Genomic DNA, 24,237 nt, shown 5'->3' on the forward strand with positions numbered 1-24,237 from the left:
CGACCTCGGTGTTGGCATTCGCTGAATTCCTATCAATTAGATTTTTCTAATTATATGTAAGCGTAGGCCGTCTTTAGTTGTTTGCAACTCTATTTGTATGCTTTCTATGATTTATTTGAATTAGCCCACGCTAGAGCAACGTCACAGTTGGACTGGTCATAGGGCGTTATTGCGAATATATTCAGTATCCACAATTATTTTTTAAGTCCACAGTTGTGGTGATAGAGCCAAACTCGTGGGTATTCAGAGTGTTACTCGGAATAGAAATAGGATAGGAAAGCGTGCAGAAAAAATACGTGGTGGCCTTAGATCAAGGCACGACCAGCTCAAGGGCGATAGTGTTCGATCACGACGCAAACATTGTTAGCGTGTCCCAGCGGGAATTCACCCAGTTGTATCCTAATCCGGGTTGGGTCGAGCATGATCCCATGGAGATTTGGGCAAGCCAAAGTTCAGTATTAATTGAAGTGCTGGCGCGCGCGGGGATCCACAGCGATGAAGTAGCCGCGATTGGCATTACCAATCAGCGGGAAACCACTGTTATTTGGGAGAAAGCCACAGGTAAACCTATCTATAACGCGATTGTATGGCAGTGTCGTCGCAGCTCTGAGATTTGTGAGCGACTCAAGGCGCAAGGGCTAGAAGAGTATGTGCGTGAAAACACCGGTCTATTACTCGACCCTTATTTTTCAGGCACTAAGATCAAGTGGATCCTCGATAATGTGCCCAATGCCCGTGCGCAAGCCGAGCGCGGTGAGTTGTTGTTCGGCACTATCGATACTTGGCTCGTGTGGAAGTTAACCGAGGGCAAAGTGCATGTCACCGATCCCACCAATGCCGCCCGCACTCTACTATTCAATATCCATAGCCTGACTTGGGATAACAAGTTACTTGAAGCTTTAGATATTCCCTTGTCTCTGTTGCCCGAAGTTAAACCGTCTTGCAGCGTGTATGGCACCACGCGGATTGCCGGTGAAGGCAGTGAAATCCAAGTCGCAGGGATGGCGGGCGACCAGCAGGCAGCGCTTTTTGGTCAGCTGTGTGTCGAGCCCGGCATGGCGAAGAATACCTATGGCACTGGCTGCTTCTTGTTGATGAATACCGGAACCAAAGCGGTGCGCTCCAACCATGGCTTACTGACCACAGTTGCCGTGGGGCCAAAAGGCGAAGTGAACTATGCCCTCGAAGGGTCAGTCTTTATGGGCGGCGCGACCATTCAATGGTTGCGGGATGAACTCGGGCTTATTCGCGATGCCAGCGATACCGAATATTTTGCCTCTAAGGTTGCCGATACTAATGGTGTGTATCTAGTCCCCGCTTTTGTGGGACTCGGTGCGCCCTATTGGGATCCCAATGCCCGTGGTGCACTATTTGGGTTAACCCGTGGCGCCAACCGTAATCATATTATTCGGGCGGCGTTAGAATCCATCGCTTACCAGAGTAAGGATTTACTCGATGCCATGACTAAAGACAGTGGCGTCAGCCTTAAGCGTTTGAAGGTAGATGGTGGCGCGGTCGCCAATGATTTTTTGATGCAGTTTCAAGCCGATATTACCAATGTCGAAGTGCTAAGGCCGAGTAATTGCGAAACGACTGCCCTAGGCGCGGCATTTTTAGCGGGTCTGGCGGTGGGCTTTTGGGAGAATGTGATCGAGCTTGAACATAAAGCCTGTATCGATAAGCATTTTATCCCCAATATCGATGCTAAGGATCGGCTGAGATTGTACACGGGTTGGCAGGATGCCGTCGCCAGAACTCGCGCCTAAGCTATTTGACTGAAGTGGCTTGCCTTGCGGCATGCTTAGATTTGAGGCTGGCTTCGTTTCAAATGCACTCGATTGCAGATTGCAGCGACTAAATCAGTTTGAAGCGAATAAAAAGGCGCTAATCCAATGGGATTGCGCCTTTTTCGTTTGATATCAGTACGGGTTTATACTTCAACATCAATAATATGCTGACTGGGTGGCTTATTGATTTCCGCCGTATCGTCGGTCACCTCAAGCACTAGACCCTCTTTCAATTTGCCTTGTTTATCGGACTCCCGGCGCTTTTTATTGCGTTTGGCATCGGATTCTTTGCGCCTGTCCCTGACTCTGGCGTCACGACCCTCTATGGTTGGGGGGAGTTGCGACTGGGGTGATTCATGGCTATCAGGCGCATTCGCTGTGGTACTGCTCACCTGATCGACGACCCGTTTAGGGTGCAACACTGCTTTAACTGGCTGTGCCAGCATGGCATAAATACTATCCAATCCACTCATAACGCCTCCTTTTGTAAGCCACTTGGCATTCTATCGGCAGGAGTTGGTTAATATTTAGACTATACGCCGTTTCAGATCGTTTGGCGATTTGTCGAATTTAGTAGGAATCGATGTTGTGTCTTGGTCACCAGAGCAAGTTTGCACGACTGTGCGGGATGTTGGCAGCTGAGACGAACGCCTGACTCTAGTTCTAAAATGCTCAGTTTATCTAAATCATAATCATTAGGTGCGGGGGCATGCTCTACGAAGCGTAATTTGCATAGACCGCAACGTCCACCACCGCCACAACTTGTGCGGAGTCGTTCCTGTCCCTGGTTAAGGCTGTGCAACAAGGTACCAGGGTGGATCGTCAGTTCGCTTAACAGCTCGGCCTGTTCCGAATATAAATGGATTTTCCCTTGCGAGGTGAATGCTTTAAAACGGGGGAGGCGCAACTGACCTTGGCTGAACTTATGTCCTAGGGTTAATACACCGCTCATACCCAGCAAAAGTGCACCAAGGCTGATAATTTGTATGAGAGCATGGTTAAAGTTAATGCCATTTTCTGGGACGTAATCCATAAAGTGCAACATAAACAGTAGATCTTTGAGATCGGACTGACGATTTTGGTGGGCGAGTACTCTGCCAGATGCCGAATCAAGGTAAATTCGCGTGCCAAGGGCATCACTGGTATCAATTTGTACTATGGGCCCTTGGGCAGTAAAGGCGATTGGATTCGTGGGGGCGCGCACAGTATTCATCATTCCCGATCCTGAGTAGCTTGCCTGGGCAATTTGAGTTAATTGCTCAGGTGTTAGCCGCATGGGTTCAAGTGAGTCGGCCCAAAACCAATAGCTTTGTGTCCGAGTGCTGATCGCGTATACGGGGCGATTTAATACAGAAGATAGCTTTAGCTGGATAAACCCTTGGGATTGGTATTGGGCGATTAATGTATCTGGATTGGCGAGGGGGGTTGTGATTGCTGCCGATGTATCGCTCATTCGATAAACATCCGCATCGAGTTTCTGCTCGTCAATCAGATTAAAGGCTAAACCCGTTGCTAGCCAGATAAGGAACTGTAAACCAACAATCAGCCCCAGCCATTTATGCAGGGTTTGAGTCACTCGCCACCAGGAGGGGTTGTTAGCTGCAGAGGACATCATTGTTTATCCTCTTTTACAGTACTGTTTCTAAAGCTGATATAGGTCAAGGCTATACCAAAAAGTGCCGTTAATATGGCTAAAGCTGTCATTACCCTGAGTAGGGGGTTATGCACATCTTCACGGGTATCGTAATCCATGATATGCAGCATCCACAGGATATCGAAAAGCCGCCAATAATGGTGGCGGGTGCTGACCAGTTGCCCGGTTGTTGCCGAAATATACAGGCTCGAATGTGCCATATCATCGAATTCAAACTGCCATACGGGTAAGAGTCGAGGGGATATTTCGGCGGGAACAGTATGCTGGTGGAGTGTGGCTCCTATGATGTTAGCCGTGCCCGTATAGACTTGCACCGCCGCTTTTCGGGCTTGGTCCTCGGCCAAAAGGGGGTGGATCTTGCCAGTGGTCGCATCGAGTTGCTGCAACTGGTTATCGATTTTGGCGCTGTAATAGGCTCGTCCTTGGGTGACATAGAGAGTGATGTCGGTCGCTTGAGGGTGATCCCTGAGTAAATCGTTAAAACTGTAGCTTGGAGGAGATACACTAAATTCCGCGGTTCGAGTGAGATCGACTAAATGTTTTCCACGGATAAATTCAATATCCATTAGCACCATATAAACTCCAGAACCTAACCAAATCATAACTTGTATGGCACTGATTAAGGCGAGCCATTTGTGGCTACTGCGGATCCAAGGTGCTGTCATTGCGTCACTTTTTGATGGTTGAATAGGGCGAGATCTTTGAGCTTTCTCGCAATCATTAAATAAATTTCTTAGCCGAAGCCATTGGCCAAACATAAAGATCGAGCGATTTATGCTGAATTGAGCGATTTTCTGACGCCGGTTAAAAGTAAAATTTAGGTTTATTTTGTTGCGATTTGTGAGTCTATCGTGATTTATCCCAAGATCAAATCCCACAATTACAGAAATTCAGCGGCATATTTTGCATTGCAACTACCTGAAAGCTAACGATTGCTGTTTTTTTATCCTCTATTTATTCCTGTCCTTTCCATCGTTTAGCCGATTTTGTGCCGATTTTTTTGTCAAAACTTTGTCACTAGGCGATGGGGATAACATGCTGCTAACCCGCTTGCCGACTGGCTTTATAAAAGGATTCGATCCCTTGACAATGCTTGTCCACTGTCCCTAAACTTAGCAGTTGTGGGAAATAGTGGATATTTGTGGATCAAAAATCAAAGGATAGGATGAATTAGCGTGTTTCGTGGAGCCAGTGCCATCAACCTAGATACAAAGGGACGGATCGCTATTCCAGTGCGATACCGCGAACCTTTGCAGCTTGAGCACCAAGGCCGCATCGTGATCACCGTCGATATTCAATCCGCCTGTTTACTCTTGTATCCAATCCATGAATGGGAATTGATCGAAGCTAAGTTACTGACACTTTCCGACACCGATAAAACCCAGAGATCCTTAAAGCGACTGTTGCTCGGTTATGCCCATGAGGTCGAACTCGACGGCAATGGGCGCATATTACTGCCACCGCCGCTGCGGCAATACGCCAGCTTAGATAAGCGCATCATGCTGGTGGGGCAGTTAAACAAATTTGAGCTGTGGGATGAGCAAGCTTGGCTGCAGCAAATTGATGAGTGTCAGGAAACGATTCGAAGCGAGGAGCTTGCTAACAACGAGCGTCTGGCGGATTTTTCACTCTAACGTGTCGCATAACTAAATAAGAAGAGAGTAATGAGTCAGGAATTTGCCCATTTATCCGTTCTGCTAGAAGAAACGGTCGGCGGTTTGAACATCAAAGACGATGGCATCTATATCGATGGCACGTTCGGCCGCGGTGGTCATTCAAGACAAGTGTTGCAACGACTCGGTGCCAATGGCCGTCTGATTGCGATCGATCGCGATCCCCAAGCGATTGAAGCGGCAAAACAATTTAGCGACGATCCCCGTTTTCAAATCGTACACGGTGGTTTTGGCCAGTTAGCCGATTATGTCGAGGAACTGGGCCTTAGCGGTAAAATTGATGGTGTGTTACTCGATTTAGGCGTGTCTTCACCCCAACTTGACGATGCCGAACGTGGTTTTAGCTTTTTGCGTGATGGCCCGCTGGATATGCGGATGGACAATAGCCAAGGTGAGACTGCGGCTCAGTGGATTGCCCGTGCCGAGATAGAAGATATGGCCTGGGTATTCAAAACCTATGGCGAGGAGAAAAATGCCCGCCATATCGCCCGTTGTATTGCGGCCGACCGTGATAAAACGCCGTTTTTACGCACTAAAGATTTGGCCGATTTAATTGCCCGTATCACTAAGAATAAAGAACGCAATAAACACCCGGCAACCCGCGTGTTTCAGGCGATCCGTATCTATATCAATAGTGAATTAGACCAGATAGATCAAGCTCTTGAGGGAGCATTAACCGTGCTAGCACCACAGGGACGTTTATCTATTATCAGCTTCCATTCCTTGGAAGATAGAATTGTTAAACGCTTTATCCGTCGCCACAGCCAAGGCGAAAGCGTGCCCCACGGCCTGCCAATTACAGAAGATCAAATTAATAAGTCGCGCAAACTGCGCGCCATTGGCAAGGCCATTATGCCGTCCGATGAAGAAATAGAACGCAATGCCAGGGCCCGCAGTTCTGTGTTACGCATTGCCGAGCGATTAGATTACTAAGGGGCAAACGACGTGAGTAAGCCCTCTTTAAATCTGCCACGGATCGTTTTGCACGATTTATGGCGGCACAAATGGATCTTGTTATTGGCTTTGCTCGTGTTAGGTCATGCTGTGGCCGTGGTTTATACCAGCCATGTTAGCCGCAAACTCACTACCCAGTGGGACCAACTGCTACAGGAGCGGGACAGATTAGATATCGAGTGGCGCAATTTATTATTGGAAGAGCAATCGCAAACAGAACATAGCCGTATTACGCGTATTGCATCGAAGGAGCTCAACATGAGTCGCCCCTTGCCCAGCGAAGAAGTTGTGGTAAAGGTACCGTGAGTATAGGGAAAATATGATTAGGCAAGCAAAAACCAAACGGGTAAGCAAACCGCAAAAACCGCAACTGATCCACTGGCGTCTATACGTAGTGGTGGGGTTTGTGTTTGCGCTATTTTGCAGCCTAGTGGGACGCGCGGCCTATATTCAAATTATCGAGCCCGATAAACTGCGCCACGAAAGCGACATGCGCACCCTGCGCACCACTAGTCGTGAGGTGCAACGTGGCTTGATCACTGACCGCAATGGCGACATGTTAGCCGTCAGTGTGCCAGTGCGTGCGGTCTGGGCCGATCCTAAGCAAGTGAATGATAATAATGGTTTTGCCGATATGCGCCGTTGGCAAGCTCTTGCCGATGTATTGCACGAGCCTATCGAAGATGTGCTCGATAGGGTGCGCAGTAATCCCACTAAACGTTTTACCTACCTTAAACGCCAAGTGACACCTGCGGTGGCCGATTATATTACCCAGTTGAAATTGCCCGGGGTATTTTTAAAGTCTGAATCACGCCGTTATTACCCAGGTGGCGAAATCACCGCCCAGTTGATCGGTATCACTAACATCGACGATGTCGGTATTGAAGGCGTTGAAAATGCTTACAACAGTTGGCTCACGGGCACGCCATCGAAGCAAAAAGTGCGTAAATCCCGTGATGGCCATGTGGTGGAGCGCCTCGATATTGTTCAAGAAGGCGAGAGTCCAAATGATCTGGTGTTGAGTATTGATCATAGGATCCAGCAGCTTGCCTATCGCGAGCTAAAACGCACCACGGAAATGAACCAAGCGACATCGGGTTCCATTGTGGTACTCGATATCCACACGGGTGAAGTGTTGGCCATGGTGAACACGCCATCCTATAACCCCAATGCGCGGGATAATCTGCAAACCTTCAGAATGCGTAACCGTGCGATGACGGATACCTTCGAGCCGGGTTCAACCATTAAACCTTTTGTAGTGGCGGCGGCGCTTGAGGCGGGGACCGTTAAGTCGACCGATATTATCCCGACATCCCCCGGTTGGATGCGTTTGGGTGGCCGTCAGGTGCGCGACCCTAATAACTATGGTGACATGAGCTTGGCGCGTATTCTGGCCAAATCCAGCAACGTGGGGATCAGTAAATTAGCCCTCTCTATTCCGGTACAGCAATTGCTCGGCACCTATCAGTCGATGGGGCTGGGGAGTTTTTCAGGGATTAACCTCACGGGTGAAAGCGCGGGTGTGATCCAAGACAGACACCGTTGGTCCGACTTTGAACGCGCAACCTTATCCTTCGGCTACGGCTTAACGGCCACCACACTTCAGCTTGCACGTATGTATGCCACCTTAGGTAACGGGGGCACTTTATATCCTGTTTCTATTTTAAAGCTCAAGAAGCCGCCCGAGGGTGAACGGGTTATTTCACAAAATGTGGCCAATGATGTGCTGCAGATGATGGTCGGTGTGACCGAAAAAGGCGGCACGGGCACATTAGCCCATATAGATGGTTATCCGGTTGCGGGTAAATCCGGCACTAGCCGTAAGGCGATTGCAGGGGGATATGGTGATGATTATGTCGCCTTATTTGCAGGTGTTGCCCCAGTCAATAATCCAAAACTGGCGATTGTAGTCGTGGTTAACGAGCCCAAGGGCGATCTCTATTATGGTGGTTCAGTGGCAGGGCCGGCATTCGCTAAGGTGATGTCTGGCTCACTGCAAATGCTAAATGTTGAACCCATTTCCGATAAAGAACAGGTGCAGTTGGCGGGTATCGCCGCCGGGAGAACAGAATGATGTTGTTACGGGATCTGTTAGCGCCTTGGTTTGAGTATTCGGGCAATCAGTCCTTCAATCATTTGACCTTAGATAGCCGCGCAATATGTCGCGGCGATGTGTTTTTAGCGCTGCCAGGGCATAAGGTCGATGGCAGACAGTTTATTGATAAAGCCTTAGCTCAAGGTGCGGTTGCGGTATTAGTGCATACGGATAATCCCGAAGAGCAAGGTAAAGTTATTGCGACTACCACTGAGCAAGCTGTGCAGATTTATGTTTATCGGCTTAGCCAACAGGTTTCGGCGTTGGCCGCCGTGCGTTACCCCGTGAATCAAGGCCAAGCCATGGGCGTTATCGGCATTACAGGAACGAATGGTAAGACCTCGACCAGTCAGTTGATCGCTCAGCTAACGACCTTATTGGCACGCAAAGCGGCGGTGATGGGCACTTTAGGTAACGGCCTCTGGGGCGAGTTGGTCGATAGTGGCAACACCACGGCCGATGCCATTACCCTGATGCGACAACTGCATGAGTTTGCAGGCAAAGGCGTTAATACCTGTGCGATGGAAGTCTCTAGCCACGGTTTAGTGCAGGGCCGTATCGATGCGGTGCCCTTCGATGTCGCCGTGTTCACTAACCTGACCCGTGATCACTTGGATTACCACGGCGATATGGAAAACTATGCGGCGGCTAAGCAAATGTTATTTCGCTTCGATGCGCTGCGCCACGGTTTGTTGAACTTAGACGATGCCGTTGGCGCCATGTGGTTATCTGAGTTGCAAAATGTCGCCGCTAAGATCTGGGGCTTTAGTATTGAAGGTCATCAAGCCGCGGCTTTTTATACCAAAAATGCCAAGTTTGACGATCAAGGTGTCAGTGCAACCTTAGTGTGGCCCGAGGGCGAGACTCAAATCCACTCACCACTACTTGGTGCCTTTAATCTCTCTAATTTACTCGCGGCGTTATCGGCCTTATATCTGCAAGGTTTTGATATGAAAGCGTTAGCCGAGCAAGTGCAATACCTAACGCCCGTCGCGGGTCGTATGGAGCGTTTTACCACCGCGGACAACATCACCTTAGTGGTCGACTATGCCCATACGCCAGATGCAATCGAACAGGCGTTAAACGCCCTGCGCCGCCACTGTGTCGGTGAGTTATGGTGCGTATTTGGCTGTGGTGGCGACCGTGATAAGGGTAAGCGTCCACTCATGGGACAAGCTGCGGAGCAATTTGCCGACCGCATTATGGTGACCAGCGACAATGCCCGCAGTGAAGATCCTCAGCAAATTATTACCGATATTACCCAAGGGCTTATTAATCCAGAACTCGCATTGACTCAGGTTGACCGTGTCACAGCCATCAAAGAGGTTGTGGCATTGGCTAAACCTGGGGATGTGATTTTGCTCGCGGGTAAAGGCCATGAAACTTACCAAGAGGCGGCAGGCGTGCGTTATGACTACGATGAACGCGCCCTGGCACGCCAGTTATCGGAGCAAGTAAGATGATCCCTCTTTCCCTCGAGACACTAAGTCAACACCTAGGCGCGCGTCGGGTCGGTGACGATGTCACCATTCAAGATTTAAGCAGCGATAGCCGTAAAATCGGCGCTGCAACCCTGTTTGTCGCCTTAAAGGGTGAGCGTTTTGATGGCCATGATTTTGCTGCAACCGCCATTGAGAACGGCGCGGCGGCGTTAATGGTCGAGCGCGAGTTAGCCTTCGATATTCCGCAGCTAATAGTGGCCGATTGTCAAAGGGCCATGGGCGCAATCGGGGCTTATGTCCGTGACCAAATCAATCCGATTTGTGTGGCTTTGACTGGCTCAAATGGCAAGACAAGCGTAAAGGAAATGATCGCCACTATTCTGTCGATTAAGCATCAGGTGCTTTACACCGCGGGTAATTTTAATAACGAGATTGGCGTGCCTTTAACCCTGCTGCGCTTAACGCCAGCGGATGAGTACGGGGTGTTTGAGCTGGGTGCTAACCATAAAGGTGAGATTGATTACACCTCAGGTTTGGTGCGTCCGAACGTAGTTTTAGTCAATAACGTCGGTAGTGCTCACCTCGAAGGATTTGGTTCACAGGCGGGGGTGGCGCAGGCGAAATCAGAAATCTTTAACCATCTGCAACAAGATGGCACTGCCATTATTAATGCCGATGATGCCTTTGCCGATGTGATGCGTGTTAAGGCAAAACATTACAAACAGCTGAGCTTCTCCCAGCAGGAAGGTGCGGCAAAACGTCATATCGATGTGATTGCAAGTGGACATAAAGCGAATAAAGACGGTTGCTATCGTTTTATGCTCAATTACTTAGGTGAGTCTTGCCAAGTGGTCTTGCCGCTGGCGGGTCGTCATCAAGTGAGTAACGCCTTGGCCGCTGCAAGTGTTTGTATTTCCTTGGGATTGAGTTTGACAGAGATTGCCGAAGGCTTAAGCCAACTCACTCCCGTAAAGGGGCGGATGCAGCCAACTCAATTAGGGCGAATTCGTCTAATCGATGATAGCTATAACGCGAATCCCATGTCTGTTGGGGCGGCAATCGTCTGGTTAAAGGAAATTTCTGAAAATCGTTGTTTGGTACTGGGAGATTTGGGCGAATTAGGCGACAATGCGCCCCTTTTGCACGCTGAACTCGGACAACTGGCAAAACAGCAGGGAATCGATGCGCTGTTTTGTACGGGGAATTTGAGTCAGCACACGAGCCAAGCTTTCGGGGCGGAGCACCATGACAGCGTGGCGACGTTAGTAGAAAAACTGATAAAACACATCAACCAGTTGCCGGGACAGGTGACGGTTTTAGTTAAAGGTTCACGGAGCGCCGCCATGGAGCGGGTCGTGGATGGCCTAACAGTAGCCTTCGGGCGTGGGGAGTTAGTGTAGATGCTGGTGTATCTGGCCGAGTATTTAACCCAGTTTCATACGGGGTTTAACGTATTTTCTTATGTGACGTTTAGAGCCATTTTAGGCCTATTAACCGCATTAATTTTTAGCCTATGGTGGGGCCCAAAACTTATCGAACGTTTGCAGTTAATGCAAATTGGCCAAGTGGTGCGTAACGATGGCCCAGAATCACACTTTAGTAAACGCGGTACGCCAACTATGGGTGGTCTGCTGATCTTAGCCGCCATCTTTATCAGCGTATTGTTGTGGGGCGATCTCGGTAGCCGTTATGTGTGGGTGATGCTGTTTGTGCTGGGTAGCTTCGGCCTGATTGGTTTTATCGATGATTACCGTAAAGTGGTGCGTAAAGACACTAAGGGCTTGATTGCGCGCTGGAAGTACATTCTTCAGTCGCTCGCCGCTCTGCTCATTGCTTTTTTCCTGTATGCCACTGCGGCAAATCCAGGTGAAACCCAGTTAGTAGTGCCTTTCTTTAAGGACGTGATGCCACAACTGGGCGCTGTATTTATTGTGTTGGCTTACTTCACTATTGTGGGGTCGAGTAACGCAGTGAACTTAACCGATGGTCTAGATGGTTTGGCGATTATGCCAACTGTGATGGTCGCGGCGGCGTTTGCCTTGATTGCCTACCTTTCGGGCCACGTCCAGTTTGCTAATTATCTGCATATTCCACATTTGCCGGGTTCGGGCGAGCTAGTGATCGTCTGTACCGCCATTGTCGGTGCGGGCTTAGGCTTTTTATGGTTCAACACTTACCCTGCACAGGTCTTTATGGGCGATGTGGGTTCACTGTCATTAGGTGCGGCACTGGGTACTATCGCCGTTCTTGTTCGTCAAGAAATTTTGTTAGTGATCATGGGCGGCGTGTTTGTGATGGAAACTGTGTCAGTGATCCTCCAGGTGGGATCCTACAAGTTGCGTGGTCAACGGATTTTCCGTATGGCGCCAATCCATCACCATTACGAGTTAAAAGGTTGGCCAGAACCCCGTGTGATTGTCCGCTTCTGGATCATCTCAATATTTCTGGTCCTACTCGGCTTAGCCACGTTGAAGTTAAGGTAATAGGGTATGCAAAATCAGTATTCACACATAGTGTTAGGTTTGGGGGCGACGGGGCTCTCGGTAGTGCGCTATCTGTGTGAAAAAGGCATTACGCCACTGGTGATGGATAGCCGCAGGCAACCACCGGGAGCCGATACCTTAGCGACTTCTTTCCCTGAGGTGCAGCTGATTGCCAGCGGATTCGATTGCCGTTATTTAGTACAGGCGACACAAATCATTATCAGCCCAGGTATTGCGATTGATACTCCCGAGGTGCGCGCCGCACTGGATATGGGGATTGAGGTGATTGGTGATGTCGAGCTATTTGCCCGTGAAATTGCCGATCGCAAACCCTGCGTCATTGGCATTGCTGGTTCAAATGGCAAGTCGACAGTGACGACTCTGGTTGGTGAAATGCTGCGTGAAGCTGGGATGGCCGTGGCCGTGGGCGGCAATATCGGCATTCCGGCACTCGATCTTTTGAGTAAGAATGCCGAGATCTTTGTGCTTGAGCTGTCGAGCTTCCAGCTAGAAACCACTCACAGTCTGAATTGTGTGGTCTCAACCTGTTTAAACGTGACCGAAGATCATATGGACAGATACAGCGATATGGATGCCTATCGCAACGCTAAGCTGCGTTTGTATCATCAGAGTCGCGCCGTCCTCTTTAATCGTGACGACGCTTTAACTATGCCGACGGAACCGATGAACCAAAACAGTTTTGGTTTAGCGTCGCCAGAGGGCGACGAGTGGGGCATTAGTGACAGCAAGATTTACCATGGGCACAGTGAAATTATGCCCATCACAGAAGTCTCTCTGATTGGTAGCCATAACCACGCCAATTTACTCGCGGCCATGGCCTTAGTCGATGTGGTTGGCGTGGATAAGCAAGTGATGGCCAAAGTCGCCCGTACCTTTACAGGGCTTTCACATCGCTGTGAAGTGGTTGGGATCAAAGCTGGCGTCACCTATGTCAACGACTCTAAAGCTACGAATGTGGGCGCTACGGTAGCGGCGCTTGAAGGTTTAAGCGATCACTTGGGCGATATCATTTTAATTGCCGGCGGCGATGGTAAAGGTGCTGACTTTGGTCCGCTGGTAGAGCCGTTAACAAAAGTGACTCATCTCATTACCTTAGGCCGTGATGGTAATAAGATTGCCGCACTTAAAGCGGGGGCGATTAAAGTTGACTCTATGGCAGCGGCTGTTGCCAAGGCGGCAGGATTAGCCACATCCGGTGATATCGTTTTACTGTCGCCCGCCTGTGCGAGTCTCGATATGTACAGCAACTTTATGGCCCGCGGTGATGATTTTAGAAGCCAAGTGGAGCAACTCGATGGCGAGTGATGCAAGACAACTCAGCCTGTTTGGGCGGGTGTTGAATGCACTCCCCAACTGGCAACGTGATACTGAAGTCCCAGGCGTGCAATTGTACGATCGGGCTTTACTCACGGCCGTGTTGTCTCTGATTGGCTTTGGTTTTGTGATGGTAATGTCGGCCTCTATGCCCGAGGCCCAGACGTTAACGGGTAACCCGTTCTACTTTATGACCCGGCATGTGGGCTATCTACTCGGTTGCCTCGTGATTGCTGCATTTGTCCTTCGGGTCGAAATGCAAACTTGGCAGCGTATGAGCCCCATTATGTTGCTCGTCGTGGGACTGATGTTACTGGCGGTATTAGCGGTGGGCACCACAGTGAATGGTGCGACGCGTTGGTTATCCATAGGCCCTATTCGTATCCAAGTTGCGGAAGTGGCAAAGTTTGCTTTCTCTGTGTATATGGCGGGTTATCTGGTGCGCCGTCATCAGGAAGTACGTGAAAATGCCAAGGGTTTCTATAAGCCGATTGCGGTATTTGCGATCTACGCCATCTTGATTTTGATGCAACCCGACTTAGGAACTGTGGTGGTGTTGTTCGTCGGCACTGTCGGGCTGTTATTCCTCGCAGGGGCGCGCTTGCTCGACTTCTTCGCGCTGATATTTGCCGGGATCTTGGCCTTCGTTGCCTTAGTGTTATTAGAACCTTACCGTATGCGCCGAGTCACTTCGTTTATGGATCCTTGGCAGGATCCCTTCGGTAGTGGCTACCAGTTAACGCAATCCCTGATGGCCTATGGTCGCGGGGATTGGTTCGGTCAAGGGCTAGGTAACAGCATTCAAAAATTGGAATATTTACCCGAGGCCCATACCGACTTTATCTTCGCCGTGATTGGGGAAGAACTAGGGTTTATCGGCATTATCGCTGTGTTATCCGTGTTGCTATTTGTGGCATTGAGGGCCATTCGCTTAGGTAATTTATGCCTGGTGATGGATAAGGCCTTCGAAGGCTATTTGGCCTATGCCATTGGAATTTGGATCTGTTTCCAGACCGTCGTTAATGTGGGCGCAAGCATTGGTATGTTACCTACTAAAGGGTTAACACTGCCCTTTGTGAGTTACGGCGGTAGTAGTCTATGGGTCATGACGGCGGCGGCAATGACATTGCTGCGCATCGATTACGAACGGCGCATGAGTTTAGTTCAGGCCGTGCAGGGGAGATTGAAGTAATGACCGACGCGGGTAAACGTATTCTAGTCATGGCGGGTGGCACGGGAGGACATGTGTTCCCGGCGCTCGCGGTGGCTAAATATTTAGCGCAGCAGGGTTGGCAAGTGCGTTGGTTAGGCACGGCCGATCGTATGGAGGCGCGTCTTGTGCCCCAGTATGGCTTTGATATTGATTTTATCGATATCAAGGGCGTTCGTGGTAATGGCCTAGTGCGTAAATTAGCGGCGCCCTTTAAAGTGGTGCGCTCCATTTTGCAAGCCAAGGCGGTCATTGCCGAGTTTAAACCCGATGTTGTGCTCGGTATGGGTGGCTTCGCCAGTGGTCCGGGTGGTGTGGCGGCAAAATTGGCTGGCGTGCCCTTAGTGCTCCATGAGCAAAACGCCATTCCAGGGATGACGAATAAGCTGTTATCGCGGATTGCGAGCCAAGTACTGTGCGCCTTTAACAATACCTTTACCCAAGTGAAGGCAAAGGTCGTCGGTAATCCCATTCGCCGCGAGCTGATTGCCCTTGGCGCCGAACCTAAGCAAGGTGCCGATGACGCCCTAAAGGTGTTAGTTGTTGGCGGTAGTCTCGGCGCCAAAGTCTTTAACGATTTAATGCCCGAGGTCGTTGCCGCTTTGAGTAAGCAGCAATCGATTACCGTGTGGCATCAAGTAGGCAAAGATAATCTTGCCAGCGTAAAAGCGGCTTATCAGCAGCAGGGGCAAGATGGCGGGGTGAATGTCGCCGAATTTATTGATGATATGGAGGCCGCCTATCGCTGGGCGGATGTGGTATTGTGCCGTGCCGGCGCGCTGACGGTATCCGAGCTAGCGGCGGTGGGACTGCCGAGTATTTTGGTGCCCTATCCCCATGCTGTGGATGATCACCAAACCCGTAACGCCCAAGTATTGGTTGAGGCTGGCGCCGCTTTCCTATTGCCGCAGGCCATCTTGGACGTGAATAAACTGGTGAGTAAATTACAGTTACTCGCCAATGACAGAGCAGAATTAGCCCGTATGGGCCAAAGAGCGAGGGACGTTGCAGTACTGGATGCGACTGAACAAGTTGCCGCAGTGTGCATTAGCCTCGCCGAGAAAGGATAAGTATGACTAAGACAGAAAGATACATACAGTTAAGAAGTATGATCCCAGAAATGCGCCGGATTAAGCGTATTCACTTCGTCGGCATTGGCGGCGCGGGCATGGGCGGGATCGCCGAAGTATTAGTGAACGAAGGTTATCAGGTGAGTGGTTCGGATATCGCGCAAAATGCCGTGACCGATAGATTGTGTTTACTCGGTGCCAAGATCCAAATTGGTCATGCCGCTGAAAACGTGCAACAAGTGGATGTGGTCGTCGTCTCAACGGCGATTAATCTGGAAAACCCAGAAATCCTTGCCGCCAAAGAATTACGTATTCCTATCGTGCGCCGCGCCGAAATGTTAGCCGAGTTAATGCGTTATCGTCATGGTGTGGCAATTGCGGGCACCCATGGTAAAACGACGACCACTAGCCTTATCGCCAGTGTTTATGGTCAGGCAGAGCGGGATCCTACCTTTGTGATCGGTGGTTTGCTTAACAGTGCCGGCACCAATGCAAGATTAGGCACCAGTCGTTATCTGATCGCCGAGGCGGACGAGAGTGATGCCAGCTTCCTGCATTTGCAGCCCATGGTTAGCGTAGTGACCAATATCGAAGCCGATCATATGGATACCTACGGTGGCGATTTTGAGAAACTCAAATCTACCTTCGTCGACTTTTTGCATAACCTGCCATTCTATGGCGTGGCCGTGGTCTGTATCGATGATCCCGTAGTGCGGGAAATTATGCCGCGTATCGGTCGCCATCTAGTGACCTATGGCTTTAGTGACGATGCCGATGTGCAGGCGCTGAATTTCAGTCAGCAAGGCCATCAATGCCGCTTTACAGTAAGACGCAAAGGTAAAGAGGATTTAGATCTGCTGCTCAACCTGCCAGGTCAGCACAATGTGCTCAATGCACTGGCGGCGATTGCCGTGGCGACCGAAGATGAAATCGATGATAGCGCCATCATTCAAGCCTTAGCAGAATTCCAAGGTATTGGCCGTCGTTTCCAACATTTAGGCAAGTTCGCTACGCCAAAGGGCGAAGTCATGTTAGTCGATGATTATGGTCACCACCCGAGTGAAGTGGCGGCGACCATTAAAGCGGCGCGCGCGGGTTGGCCGGAAAAACGCTTAGTCATGGCCTATCAGCCACACAGATATACACGTACCCGTGACTTGTACGAAGACTTTATTGAGGTGTTATCCCTGGTGGATTGCCTGCTGTTGCTCGATGTTTATAGTGCGGGTGAGGCACCGATCCCCGGCGCCGATGGTCGCGCACTGTGTCGCTCAATTCGCCTGCGTGGCCAGTTAGATCCGATCTTTATCGCCAGTCCAGATCAGCTAGCCGAAGTGCTGCCCGATGTGTTGCAGGAAGGGGATTTATTGTTGACCCAAGGTGCGGGTAATATAGGCGCCCTGTCGCGCCAGTTAGCAGTGTCAGAATTAGGCTTTGCAACGATTGTGGTTAACGCAGCAAAACCTTGATGTATCGTGCTGGATCTCAGGTTAAAGGAAATTTTGACCAAAAGATTTAGCTCTATATAATGGCCGATTTTCTGTGGTTTTTAGTAGTGTCGTTGAAAGGTGGAAACAAACGTGTCTTGGAGTGATAAGAGGCGACACTGGTGGGCGAGGATGTCCCGGGTTAATTGGTACCTGTGGAGCGGGATTGGTTTTTTATGGCTGGTCATTGGTAGTTTCGTCTTTGGCGGCTACCAGTTACATAGGTTTTTAAACGATGCCAGCACCCTGCCGATTGAGGCGGTTGCCATCAAAGGTGAACGGACTTACACCACAGATAGAGATATACAAATTGCACTACAGGATTTGATGCAGCGGAGTTTTTTTAGTGCTGACATCACCTTAGTGCAACAGGCGTTAGAGGCTTTACCTTGGGTATATCGCGCATCGGTAAGACGTGAATGGCCAGCGAAGCTTAGGGTGTATTTGCAAGAGCAGCAACCCGCCGCCCATTGGAACGGTAGCTCATGGTTAAATGTGCATGGCGAAGTGTTTGAAGCGCCATCGCATCCAGAGTTGGAGCATTTGCCACAGTTATCTGGACCGGATGATATGGGCACTGAGGTATTAACCGCCTATGCGCAGGTTAATTCGCTGCTGAAGATAAATGGCTTTACCTTAGCCAGTTTAAGTTTAACACCACGCCATGCGTGGCATGCGACCCTAGGTAACGGTATTGTTTTAGACCTAGGTAGAGAAGATAAAATGGCAAGGATACAAAGGTTTATCACTGTTTATCCGCTGCTAGCGAAACAAGATAAACCCATTGCCAGAGTGGATTTGCGCTACGACATAGGGTTGGCCGTAGGCTGGGGCGATGCACAAACAAGAGAGCCGATAATTAATGACCAAAAACCAAGATAGAAATCTGATCGTCGGATTGGACATAGGAACCTCTAAAGTCGCAGTGATCATAGGCGAAGTTCTGCCCGATGGCGAAATCAGCATAGTCGGCCTTGGTAACCATCCTTCAAGGGGCATGGATAAAGGTGGCGTTAACGACTTAGACTCCATCGTGCGCAGTGTGCAACGTGCACTCGATCAAGCGGAATTAATGGCCGATTGCCAAGTATCATCGGTTTACCTGAGTATTTCGGGTAAACATATCGCCTGCCAAAACGAAAATGGCATGGTGTCGATTAACGATGAAGAAGTGACACAGGAAGACGTCGATAACGTGATCCACACGGCGCGCTCGGTGAAGATCCCGACCGAACGTCGTATTCTGCATGTGTTACCGCAGGAATATGCGATTGACGTGCAAGATGGCATTCGTAGCCCAATCGGCATGTCCGGTATGCGGATGGAAGCCAAGGTGCATATAGTGACCTGTGCTAATGATATGGCGAAGAACATCACTAAGAGTGTGGAGCGCTGTGGCTTGAAGGTCGACGACTTAGTGTTTTCTGGGATTGCCTCGGCCGATGCCGTACTGACCTTCGATGAAAAAGACTTAGGTGTGTGTATCGTCGATATTGGCGGTGGCACTACGGATATCGCTGTCTATACCAACGGCGCCCTGCGCCACTGCGCGGTTGTGCCGGTGGCGGGTAATCAAGTGACGAACGATATTGCGAAGATTTTCCGCACACCGTCGTCACACGCTGAACAGATTAAAGTGCAGTTCGCCTGTGCGCGCAGCTCAATGGTGAGCCGTGAAGACAGTATCGAAGTACCCTCGGTCGGTGGGCGTCCATCGCGTAGCATGTCACGTCACACGCTCGCCGAAGTGGTAGAGCCAAGATATCAAGAGCTGTTTGAGCTAGTGCTCAAGGAGCTGAAAGACAGTGGCTTAGAAGATCAAATCGCCGCAGGTATTGTGCTCACGGGTGGCACAGCGTCGATTCAAGGCGTAGTCGATATTGCAGAAGCAACCTTCGGCATGCCAGTTCGGGTGGCTTCACCGCTACCGATCAAAGGTTTATATGAATATGTGGATCAGTCCATTTACTCCACTGGAGTCGGGCTGCTTCACTACGGTGCAAGACGGGTGATCGAACGTCAATTCGAACGTCCTGAGCGTCAAGGGGTAACCAGTGCTTGGAATCGGGTCCAAAGCTGGTTTAAGGGCGAATTTTAATTTTCATAACGCAGGCAACACGGAGATCAGACAATGTTTGAGATCATGGACACTCACTCAGATGACGCGGTGATTAAAGTCATCGGCGTTGGCGGCGGCGGCGGTAATGCTGTCGAACATATGGTCAAACACAACATTGAAGGTGTTGAGTTTGTCGTTACCAATACAGACGCACAGGCGCTGCGTAAATCAGGCGCTGGCTCAACGATTCAATTAGGTCGCGATGTTACTAAAGGCCTAGGTGCAGGTGCAAACCCAGATGTGGGTCGTGCCGCCGCTGAAGAAGACCGCGAGAACATTCGTGCGGCGATCAAAGGCTCGGATATGATCTTTATCGCCGCCGGTATGGGCGGTGGTACAGGTACAGGTGCGGCGCCCGTTGTGGCGCAAATCGCCCGCGAAGAAGGTATTCTGACCGTTGCGGTTGTGACTAAGCCTTTCCCATTCGAAGGGAAAAAGCGTATGGCCTATGCCGAGCAAGGTATTGCCGAGCTAGCCAAGCACGTGGATTCGTTAATCACGATCCCTAACGAAAAATTATTAAAAGTATTGGGCCGTGGCACTTCTTTACTCGATGCGTTTGCCGCAGCGAATAACGTGTTACTCGGTGCGGTACAAGGTATTGCCGAACTTATCACTCGTCCTGGTCTAATTAACGTCGACTTCGCCGACGTGAAGACTGTGATGTCTGAAATGGGTAATGCCATGATGGGTACAGGCGTCGCTCGCGGTGAAGACCGTGCTGAAGAAGCCGCCGAAGCTGCTGTCGCCAGCCCATTATTAGAGGATATCGACTTAGCCGGTGCCCGTGGTGTGTTAGTTAACATCACCGCAGGTATGGACATGAGCATCGAAGAATTCGAAACCGTCGGCAATCATGTTAAGGCTTACGCCTCTGACAACGCGACTGTGGTCGTGGGCGCGGTCATCGACCCAGAAATGAGTGATGAATTGCGTGTTACTGTGGTTGCAACTGGTATCGGCGCGGAAAAGCGTCCAGATATCCAATTGGTTTCTAAGCCTGCACCTCGTCCAGAGCCTGTGGTTGTGGAACCAAGAGTAGAAGCCTATGTCGAAGAAGCGGCTCATGTGAGTTATGCCGCGCCAAAGGGCAACGTGTTGCCTGCTTCGCCAGCACCTGCTCCGGCACCCGCTCCTTCAACGAAGCATGAATTGGATTATCTTGATATTCCAGCGTTTTTGCGTAAGCAAGCTGATTAACAAGGGCATTTGAGTCCAGCGCGTATTCTGTGGTGGCACTCGTTATCGAGCGATACCACAGGATAGCTGCATTTGTATGACATGGTTAAGTTATGTTATCATGTCATACCACTGTGGCCGTTTTGCCACCGATGGGTGTACAAATATTAGGCTTTGTAATTCGAATTAAAACGGGTAACTGAATGATATTTCAAAGAACTGTTCAAAAAATGGTGAAAACAACCGGAGTCGGATTACACTCCGGCAATAAGGTCACCTTGAGCATTATGCCCGCGCCAGTTAATACAGGGATCGTACTTGTGCGTACCGATATGAGTCCTGCAGTCGCTATTCCAGCGAAGGCGGAACAAGTTCGCGAAACCACTATGTGCACGGCACTTGTCAATGACGAAGGTATTCGAATTTCAACTATTGAACATTTGTTTGCTGCACTCGCAGGTTTAGGCATAGACAACGCCGTAATCGAAGTGGACGCACCTGAAATCCCCATTATGGATGGCAGTGCGAGCCCATTCGTCTTCTTATTACAGTCTGCAGGCATTAAAGAGCAGGCCGCACCTAAGAAGTACTTAAAGATTAAACGCCCTGTGCGTGTTGAAGATGGTGATAAATGGGCCGAGCTAAAACCCTTTAAAGGTTTTAGAGTCAACTTTAAAATTGACTTTGCTCATCCAGAGATCGCCCGTAGTCAACAGCATGTGGTGATGGACTTCTCAACATCTGCTTTTGTGAAAGATATCAGCCGTGCCCGTACTTTTGGTTTTATGCGTGATATTGAGTATCTGCGTGCTAACAACCTTGCATTAGGTGGCAGCATGGAAAATGCGGTTGTACTTGATGAATACCGCGTCCTCAACCCCGACGGCCTGCGTTATGAGGACGAGTTTGTTAAGCACAAGATTTTAGATGCATTTGGTGATCTCTACGTAGCGGGACACGCCATTTTAGGTGAGTTCACAGCCTATAAAACGGGCCATGCACTGAATAACCAATTAGTCCGAGCACTACTGGCGCAACAGGATGCGTGGGAGTTAATCAGCTTTGAAAAAGAAGCCGATGTCCCCGTCAGCTTTATTGTGCCAGGTGGCGCCGTATTTGCTTAAGTTTGAGATAGTTATTTGCTTAAAATAGTGTGAGTTTATTTATTACGGCTGGCCAATGAGGCCAGCCGTTTTAGTTTTTCGCCCAGTGTGCCACTCACATTTTCCGCCAGTGCGGCAATATGTTCCGCCGCAACAGGACTCAATTCTTTGTGCGCTTGGTTAGGCTTTGCATCATACATTGCTAATCTCGGGTTGACTTTGACCTCAATTGCGGTAAGGATTGGGAGCGTTTCTGCTTGAAGTTGCGCGAGTAACTTCGACTTTTGAAAATTAATTCGTGCAGCCCAGGCAGCCGAAGTGGTTTCAACTACAAGAACACCCTGGCGGAAATTAGCGACTTTCAGCTGTTCCGCAATAGGACCTGCGACAATCTGCTTCACATGCTGATCCAGATACAAAAGTAGTTCCGCTTTCTCAGCGATGTCGGGTAATTTGCCCGACTGGTGTAGTAATTGGCTGAGATCTTGAGGGGGCTTTTTCATATGATAATAAGATGGCTGAATTAGGCTATGAGTGTAACAGTATTTATTCAAGGTCGGAATGGCGTCACGCGCTGGCAACCCAGTAAACGCTGGTTGCTCCTTCCCATGTTATTGTTGGCTACTGGTGCCGGTATTTATCAACACAACTCCGCTCGATTTGAAAATCAGCAAGCCAGTGTTGATAACGATCGTCTCGTACGTGAACAACAGAAGAAACAAGTCTTAGAACTAAAGAGTGCTACCGAGTCTCAACTAGCCATGCTAGTGACTCACGTTGCCCGTATGCAGGCAAAAATCACCCGCCTCGAAGCCTTAGGCCAACAAGTTGCCGAGCGCAATAAACTCGAAGATGATTTCGATTTTTCATCTGAGGTTGGTGTGGGTGGCTTGAGTGAACTAGGCACAAATATCGAACTTGGACAGCTTATCGATGATATGGATAAGCTTGCTTCACGAATTGATAACAATAATGTTCAACTCTCACTACTTGAAACTGTGTCATCTAACCACCATATAGATGAAGAGCGTTATGTATCTGGGCTTCCGCTAGATAAAGGCTGGTTATCGTCGCCCTACGGATTGCGTAATGACCCTTTTAACGGTCGTAGAACCCTGCATAAAGGCATAGATTTTACCGGTCGGGAAGGGGCGAAAGTTGTCGCGACTGCCGCAGGTGTGGTGACTTGGGCTGGGAATATGTTCGGTTATGGTGAGTTGGTTGAAATTGACCATGGTAATGGGCTACGTACTCGCTATGGCCATAATAAAGCTTTGTCAGTGACTGTAGGTGATGTGGTCGCAAAAGGCGATACCATCGCCAGTATGGGAAGTACTGGGCGCTCGACAGGGGCCCATGTACATTATGAAGTGTTGCGTGGCGGACAGCAGATAGATCCACAGAAGTTTGTCTACCGCAAAGCAAGTTAATTGAAACATTGGCTTCTAGGTTCCATCATGGACTTGGCCTACAGAGAATAAGTGATTCAGATGTTTGGTAAATTACTGACAAAAGTATTTGGTAGTCGTAACGACCGTACCCTCAAAGGTTTACAAAAAGTCGTTAATCAGATTAATGCGCTTGAAGCCGATTATGAAAAATTAACCGATGAACAGCTTAAAGCTAAAACCGCCGAGTTTCGTGAGCGTTTAGCGGCAGGTGAAACCCTCGAGGCGATTATGGCCGAGGCATTTGCCACGGTTCGTGAAGCGTCGAAGCGTATATTTGAAATGCGTCACTTCGACGTGCAGTTGCTCGGTGGCATGGTACTCGATAGCAACCGAATTGCCGAGATGCGTACGGGGGAAGGTAAAACCCTAACGGCAACTTTGCCCGCCTACTTAAATGCGCTGACGGGTAAAGGCGTGCACGTCATTACCGTCAACGATTACTTAGCACGCCGTGATGCCGAGAATAACCGCCCACTATTTGAATTCCTCGGTTTGACCGTAGGCATCAACGTGGCAGGTCTTGGACAGCACGAAAAGAAAGCCGCCTATAATGCCGATATCACCTACGGTACCAACAACGAATTTGGTTTTGACTATCTGCGCGATAATATGGCGTTCTCTCCACAAGAACGGGTACAGCGTCCATTGCACTACGCCCTGATCGACGAAGTGGATTCAATCTTAATCGACGAAGCGCGTACGCCGTTGATTATCTCTGGTGCCGCTGAAGATAGCTCTGAGCTATACATCAAGATCAACACCCTGATCCCAAGTCTTATCCGTCAAGATAAAGAAGACTCGGAAGAATATGTGGGTGAGGGTGACTACAGCATCGATGAAAAAGCCAAACAAGTGCATTTCACCGAGCGCGGCCAAGAAAAGGTAGAGAACCTGCTGATTGAGCGTGGCATGTTAGCCGAAGGGGATTCACTCTATTCGGCCGCTAATATTTCGTTATTGCACCATGTCAACGCAGCCCTGCGTGCTCATACACTATTCGAGCGCGATGTTGACTATATCGTTCAGGATGGTGAAGTGATCATCGTCGATGAACACACTGGCCGTACTATGCCTGGCCGTCGTTGGTCAGAAGGCTTACATCAAGCCGTTGAAGCCAAAGAAGGCGTACACATTCAAAACGAAAACCAAACCTTGGCTTCTATCACCTTCCAGAACTACTTCCGTCAATATGAGA

At 49.6% G+C, this 24,237-nt stretch carries 22 protein-coding genes; 18 read left to right on the top strand and 4 right to left on the bottom strand.

Annotated elements, in window-relative coordinates; all coding sequences use genetic code 11:
• Positions 1–281 precede the first annotated feature (281 nt).
• Positions 282–1,766: a glycerol kinase GlpK gene (gene glpK, locus COW15_RS14460; protein WP_293633216.1), complete on the top strand. Its 1,485-nt coding sequence runs from the start codon at positions 282–284 to the stop codon at positions 1,764–1,766.
• Positions 1,767–1,930: 164 nt separating this feature from the next.
• Here glpK and COW15_RS14465 read toward each other — a convergent pair whose 3' ends face one another.
• The 3 genes from COW15_RS14465 to COW15_RS14475 form a co-directional block, all read right to left on the bottom strand.
• On the bottom strand, positions 1,931–2,260 hold the full coding sequence (locus COW15_RS14465; RefSeq protein WP_293633217.1) for a hypothetical protein: 330 nt from the start codon (positions 2,258–2,260) through the stop codon (positions 1,931–1,933).
• 71 nt (positions 2,261–2,331) lie between these two features.
• Positions 2,332–3,402 carry a PepSY domain-containing protein gene (locus COW15_RS14470; RefSeq protein WP_293633218.1) on the bottom strand — a complete coding sequence of 357 codons (1,071 nt, stop codon included), beginning with the start codon at positions 3,400–3,402 and terminating at the stop codon, positions 2,332–2,334.
• Positions 3,399–4,106, bottom strand: coding sequence for a peptidase (locus COW15_RS14475; protein ID WP_293633219.1), 708 nt, complete (start codon positions 4,104–4,106; stop codon positions 3,399–3,401). The genes COW15_RS14470 and COW15_RS14475 overlap by 4 nt, the downstream gene beginning before the upstream one ends.
• A gap of 510 nt (positions 4,107–4,616) precedes the next feature.
• Between COW15_RS14475 and mraZ the strand changes: the two genes are divergently transcribed.
• The 15 genes from mraZ (at position 4,617) to lpxC (ending at position 21,612) form a co-directional block, all read left to right on the top strand.
• Positions 4,617–5,075: a division/cell wall cluster transcriptional repressor MraZ gene (mraZ, locus tag COW15_RS14480; protein WP_293633220.1), complete on the top strand. Its 459-nt coding sequence runs from the start codon at positions 4,617–4,619 to the stop codon at positions 5,073–5,075.
• A gap of 30 nt (positions 5,076–5,105) precedes the next feature.
• Positions 5,106–6,047 (top strand): 16S rRNA (cytosine(1402)-N(4))-methyltransferase RsmH, encoded by a 942-nt coding sequence (gene rsmH, locus COW15_RS14485; RefSeq protein ID WP_293633221.1) that lies wholly within the window; start codon positions 5,106–5,108, stop codon positions 6,045–6,047.
• A 12-nt stretch (positions 6,048–6,059) separates the two neighbouring features.
• Positions 6,060–6,374 (top strand): cell division protein FtsL, encoded by a 315-nt coding sequence (ftsL, locus tag COW15_RS14490; protein WP_198782052.1) that lies wholly within the window; start codon positions 6,060–6,062, stop codon positions 6,372–6,374.
• A gap of 13 nt (positions 6,375–6,387) precedes the next feature.
• A complete protein-coding gene (locus COW15_RS14495; RefSeq protein WP_293633222.1) occupies positions 6,388–8,142 on the top strand; it encodes a penicillin-binding transpeptidase domain-containing protein in 1,755 nt (584 codons plus the stop codon).
• On the top strand, positions 8,139–9,626 hold the full coding sequence (gene murE, locus COW15_RS14500) for a UDP-N-acetylmuramoyl-L-alanyl-D-glutamate--2,6-diaminopimelate ligase (protein WP_293633223.1): 1,488 nt from the start codon (positions 8,139–8,141) through the stop codon (positions 9,624–9,626). The genes COW15_RS14495 and murE overlap by 4 nt, the downstream gene beginning before the upstream one ends.
• Positions 9,623–11,005 (top strand): UDP-N-acetylmuramoyl-tripeptide--D-alanyl-D-alanine ligase, encoded by a 1,383-nt coding sequence (murF, locus tag COW15_RS14505; protein ID WP_293633224.1) that lies wholly within the window; start codon positions 9,623–9,625, stop codon positions 11,003–11,005. The genes murE and murF overlap by 4 nt, the downstream gene beginning before the upstream one ends.
• Positions 11,006–12,088 carry a phospho-N-acetylmuramoyl-pentapeptide-transferase gene (gene mraY / locus COW15_RS14510; RefSeq protein ID WP_293633225.1) on the top strand — a complete coding sequence of 361 codons (1,083 nt, stop codon included), beginning with the start codon at positions 11,006–11,008 and terminating at the stop codon, positions 12,086–12,088. It abuts the gene before it with no gap.
• A gap of 6 nt (positions 12,089–12,094) precedes the next feature.
• Positions 12,095–13,414 carry a UDP-N-acetylmuramoyl-L-alanine--D-glutamate ligase gene (murD, locus tag COW15_RS14515; protein ID WP_293633226.1) on the top strand — a complete coding sequence of 440 codons (1,320 nt, stop codon included), beginning with the start codon at positions 12,095–12,097 and terminating at the stop codon, positions 13,412–13,414.
• The gene (gene ftsW, locus COW15_RS14520; RefSeq protein WP_007651253.1) at positions 13,404–14,615 is read left to right on the top strand and encodes a cell division protein FtsW; all 1,212 of its coding nucleotides are present in this window, start codon (positions 13,404–13,406) and stop codon (positions 14,613–14,615) included. The genes murD and ftsW overlap by 11 nt, the downstream gene beginning before the upstream one ends.
• Positions 14,615–15,703 (top strand): undecaprenyldiphospho-muramoylpentapeptide beta-N-acetylglucosaminyltransferase, encoded by a 1,089-nt coding sequence (gene murG, locus COW15_RS14525; protein ID WP_293633227.1) that lies wholly within the window; start codon positions 14,615–14,617, stop codon positions 15,701–15,703. Before ftsW ends, murG begins: the two co-directional genes overlap by 1 nt.
• Before the next feature lie 2 nt (positions 15,704–15,705).
• Positions 15,706–17,172 (top strand): UDP-N-acetylmuramate--L-alanine ligase, encoded by a 1,467-nt coding sequence (gene murC / locus COW15_RS14530; RefSeq protein WP_293633228.1) that lies wholly within the window; start codon positions 15,706–15,708, stop codon positions 17,170–17,172.
• A gap of 150 nt (positions 17,173–17,322) precedes the next feature.
• Positions 17,323–18,072 carry a cell division protein FtsQ/DivIB gene (locus tag COW15_RS14535; RefSeq protein WP_293633229.1) on the top strand — a complete coding sequence of 250 codons (750 nt, stop codon included), beginning with the start codon at positions 17,323–17,325 and terminating at the stop codon, positions 18,070–18,072.
• On the top strand, positions 18,053–19,288 hold the full coding sequence (ftsA, locus tag COW15_RS14540; protein WP_007651244.1) for a cell division protein FtsA: 1,236 nt from the start codon (positions 18,053–18,055) through the stop codon (positions 19,286–19,288). The genes COW15_RS14535 and ftsA overlap by 20 nt, the downstream gene beginning before the upstream one ends.
• 33 nt (positions 19,289–19,321) lie before the next feature.
• Positions 19,322–20,509 (top strand): cell division protein FtsZ, encoded by a 1,188-nt coding sequence (ftsZ, locus tag COW15_RS14545; protein ID WP_293633230.1) that lies wholly within the window; start codon positions 19,322–19,324, stop codon positions 20,507–20,509.
• Positions 20,510–20,691: 182 nt separating this feature from the next.
• Positions 20,692–21,612 carry a UDP-3-O-acyl-N-acetylglucosamine deacetylase gene (gene lpxC, locus COW15_RS14550; RefSeq protein ID WP_293633231.1) on the top strand — a complete coding sequence of 307 codons (921 nt, stop codon included), beginning with the start codon at positions 20,692–20,694 and terminating at the stop codon, positions 21,610–21,612.
• A 35-nt stretch (positions 21,613–21,647) separates the two neighbouring features.
• Here the strand turns inward: lpxC and COW15_RS14555 are convergent, their stop codons facing one another.
• Positions 21,648–22,094 (bottom strand): DciA family protein, encoded by a 447-nt coding sequence (locus COW15_RS14555; protein WP_293633232.1) that lies wholly within the window; start codon positions 22,092–22,094, stop codon positions 21,648–21,650.
• A gap of 27 nt (positions 22,095–22,121) precedes the next feature.
• On the opposite strand from COW15_RS14555, the gene COW15_RS14560 reads away from it, so the two are divergent.
• Both COW15_RS14560 and COW15_RS14565 read left to right on the top strand, forming a co-directional pair.
• Positions 22,122–23,021: a M23 family metallopeptidase gene (locus COW15_RS14560; RefSeq protein WP_293633233.1), complete on the top strand. Its 900-nt coding sequence runs from the start codon at positions 22,122–22,124 to the stop codon at positions 23,019–23,021.
• A gap of 60 nt (positions 23,022–23,081) precedes the next feature.
• On the top strand, positions 23,082–24,237 hold a 1,156-nt coding region (locus COW15_RS14565), incomplete at its 3' end, for a DEAD/DEAH box helicase (protein WP_363700415.1).

Origin of the sequence: Shewanella sp. CG12_big_fil_rev_8_21_14_0_65_47_15 (assembly GCF_002783505.1) — a bacterium.
GTDB lineage: Bacteria > Pseudomonadota > Gammaproteobacteria > Enterobacterales > Shewanellaceae > Shewanella.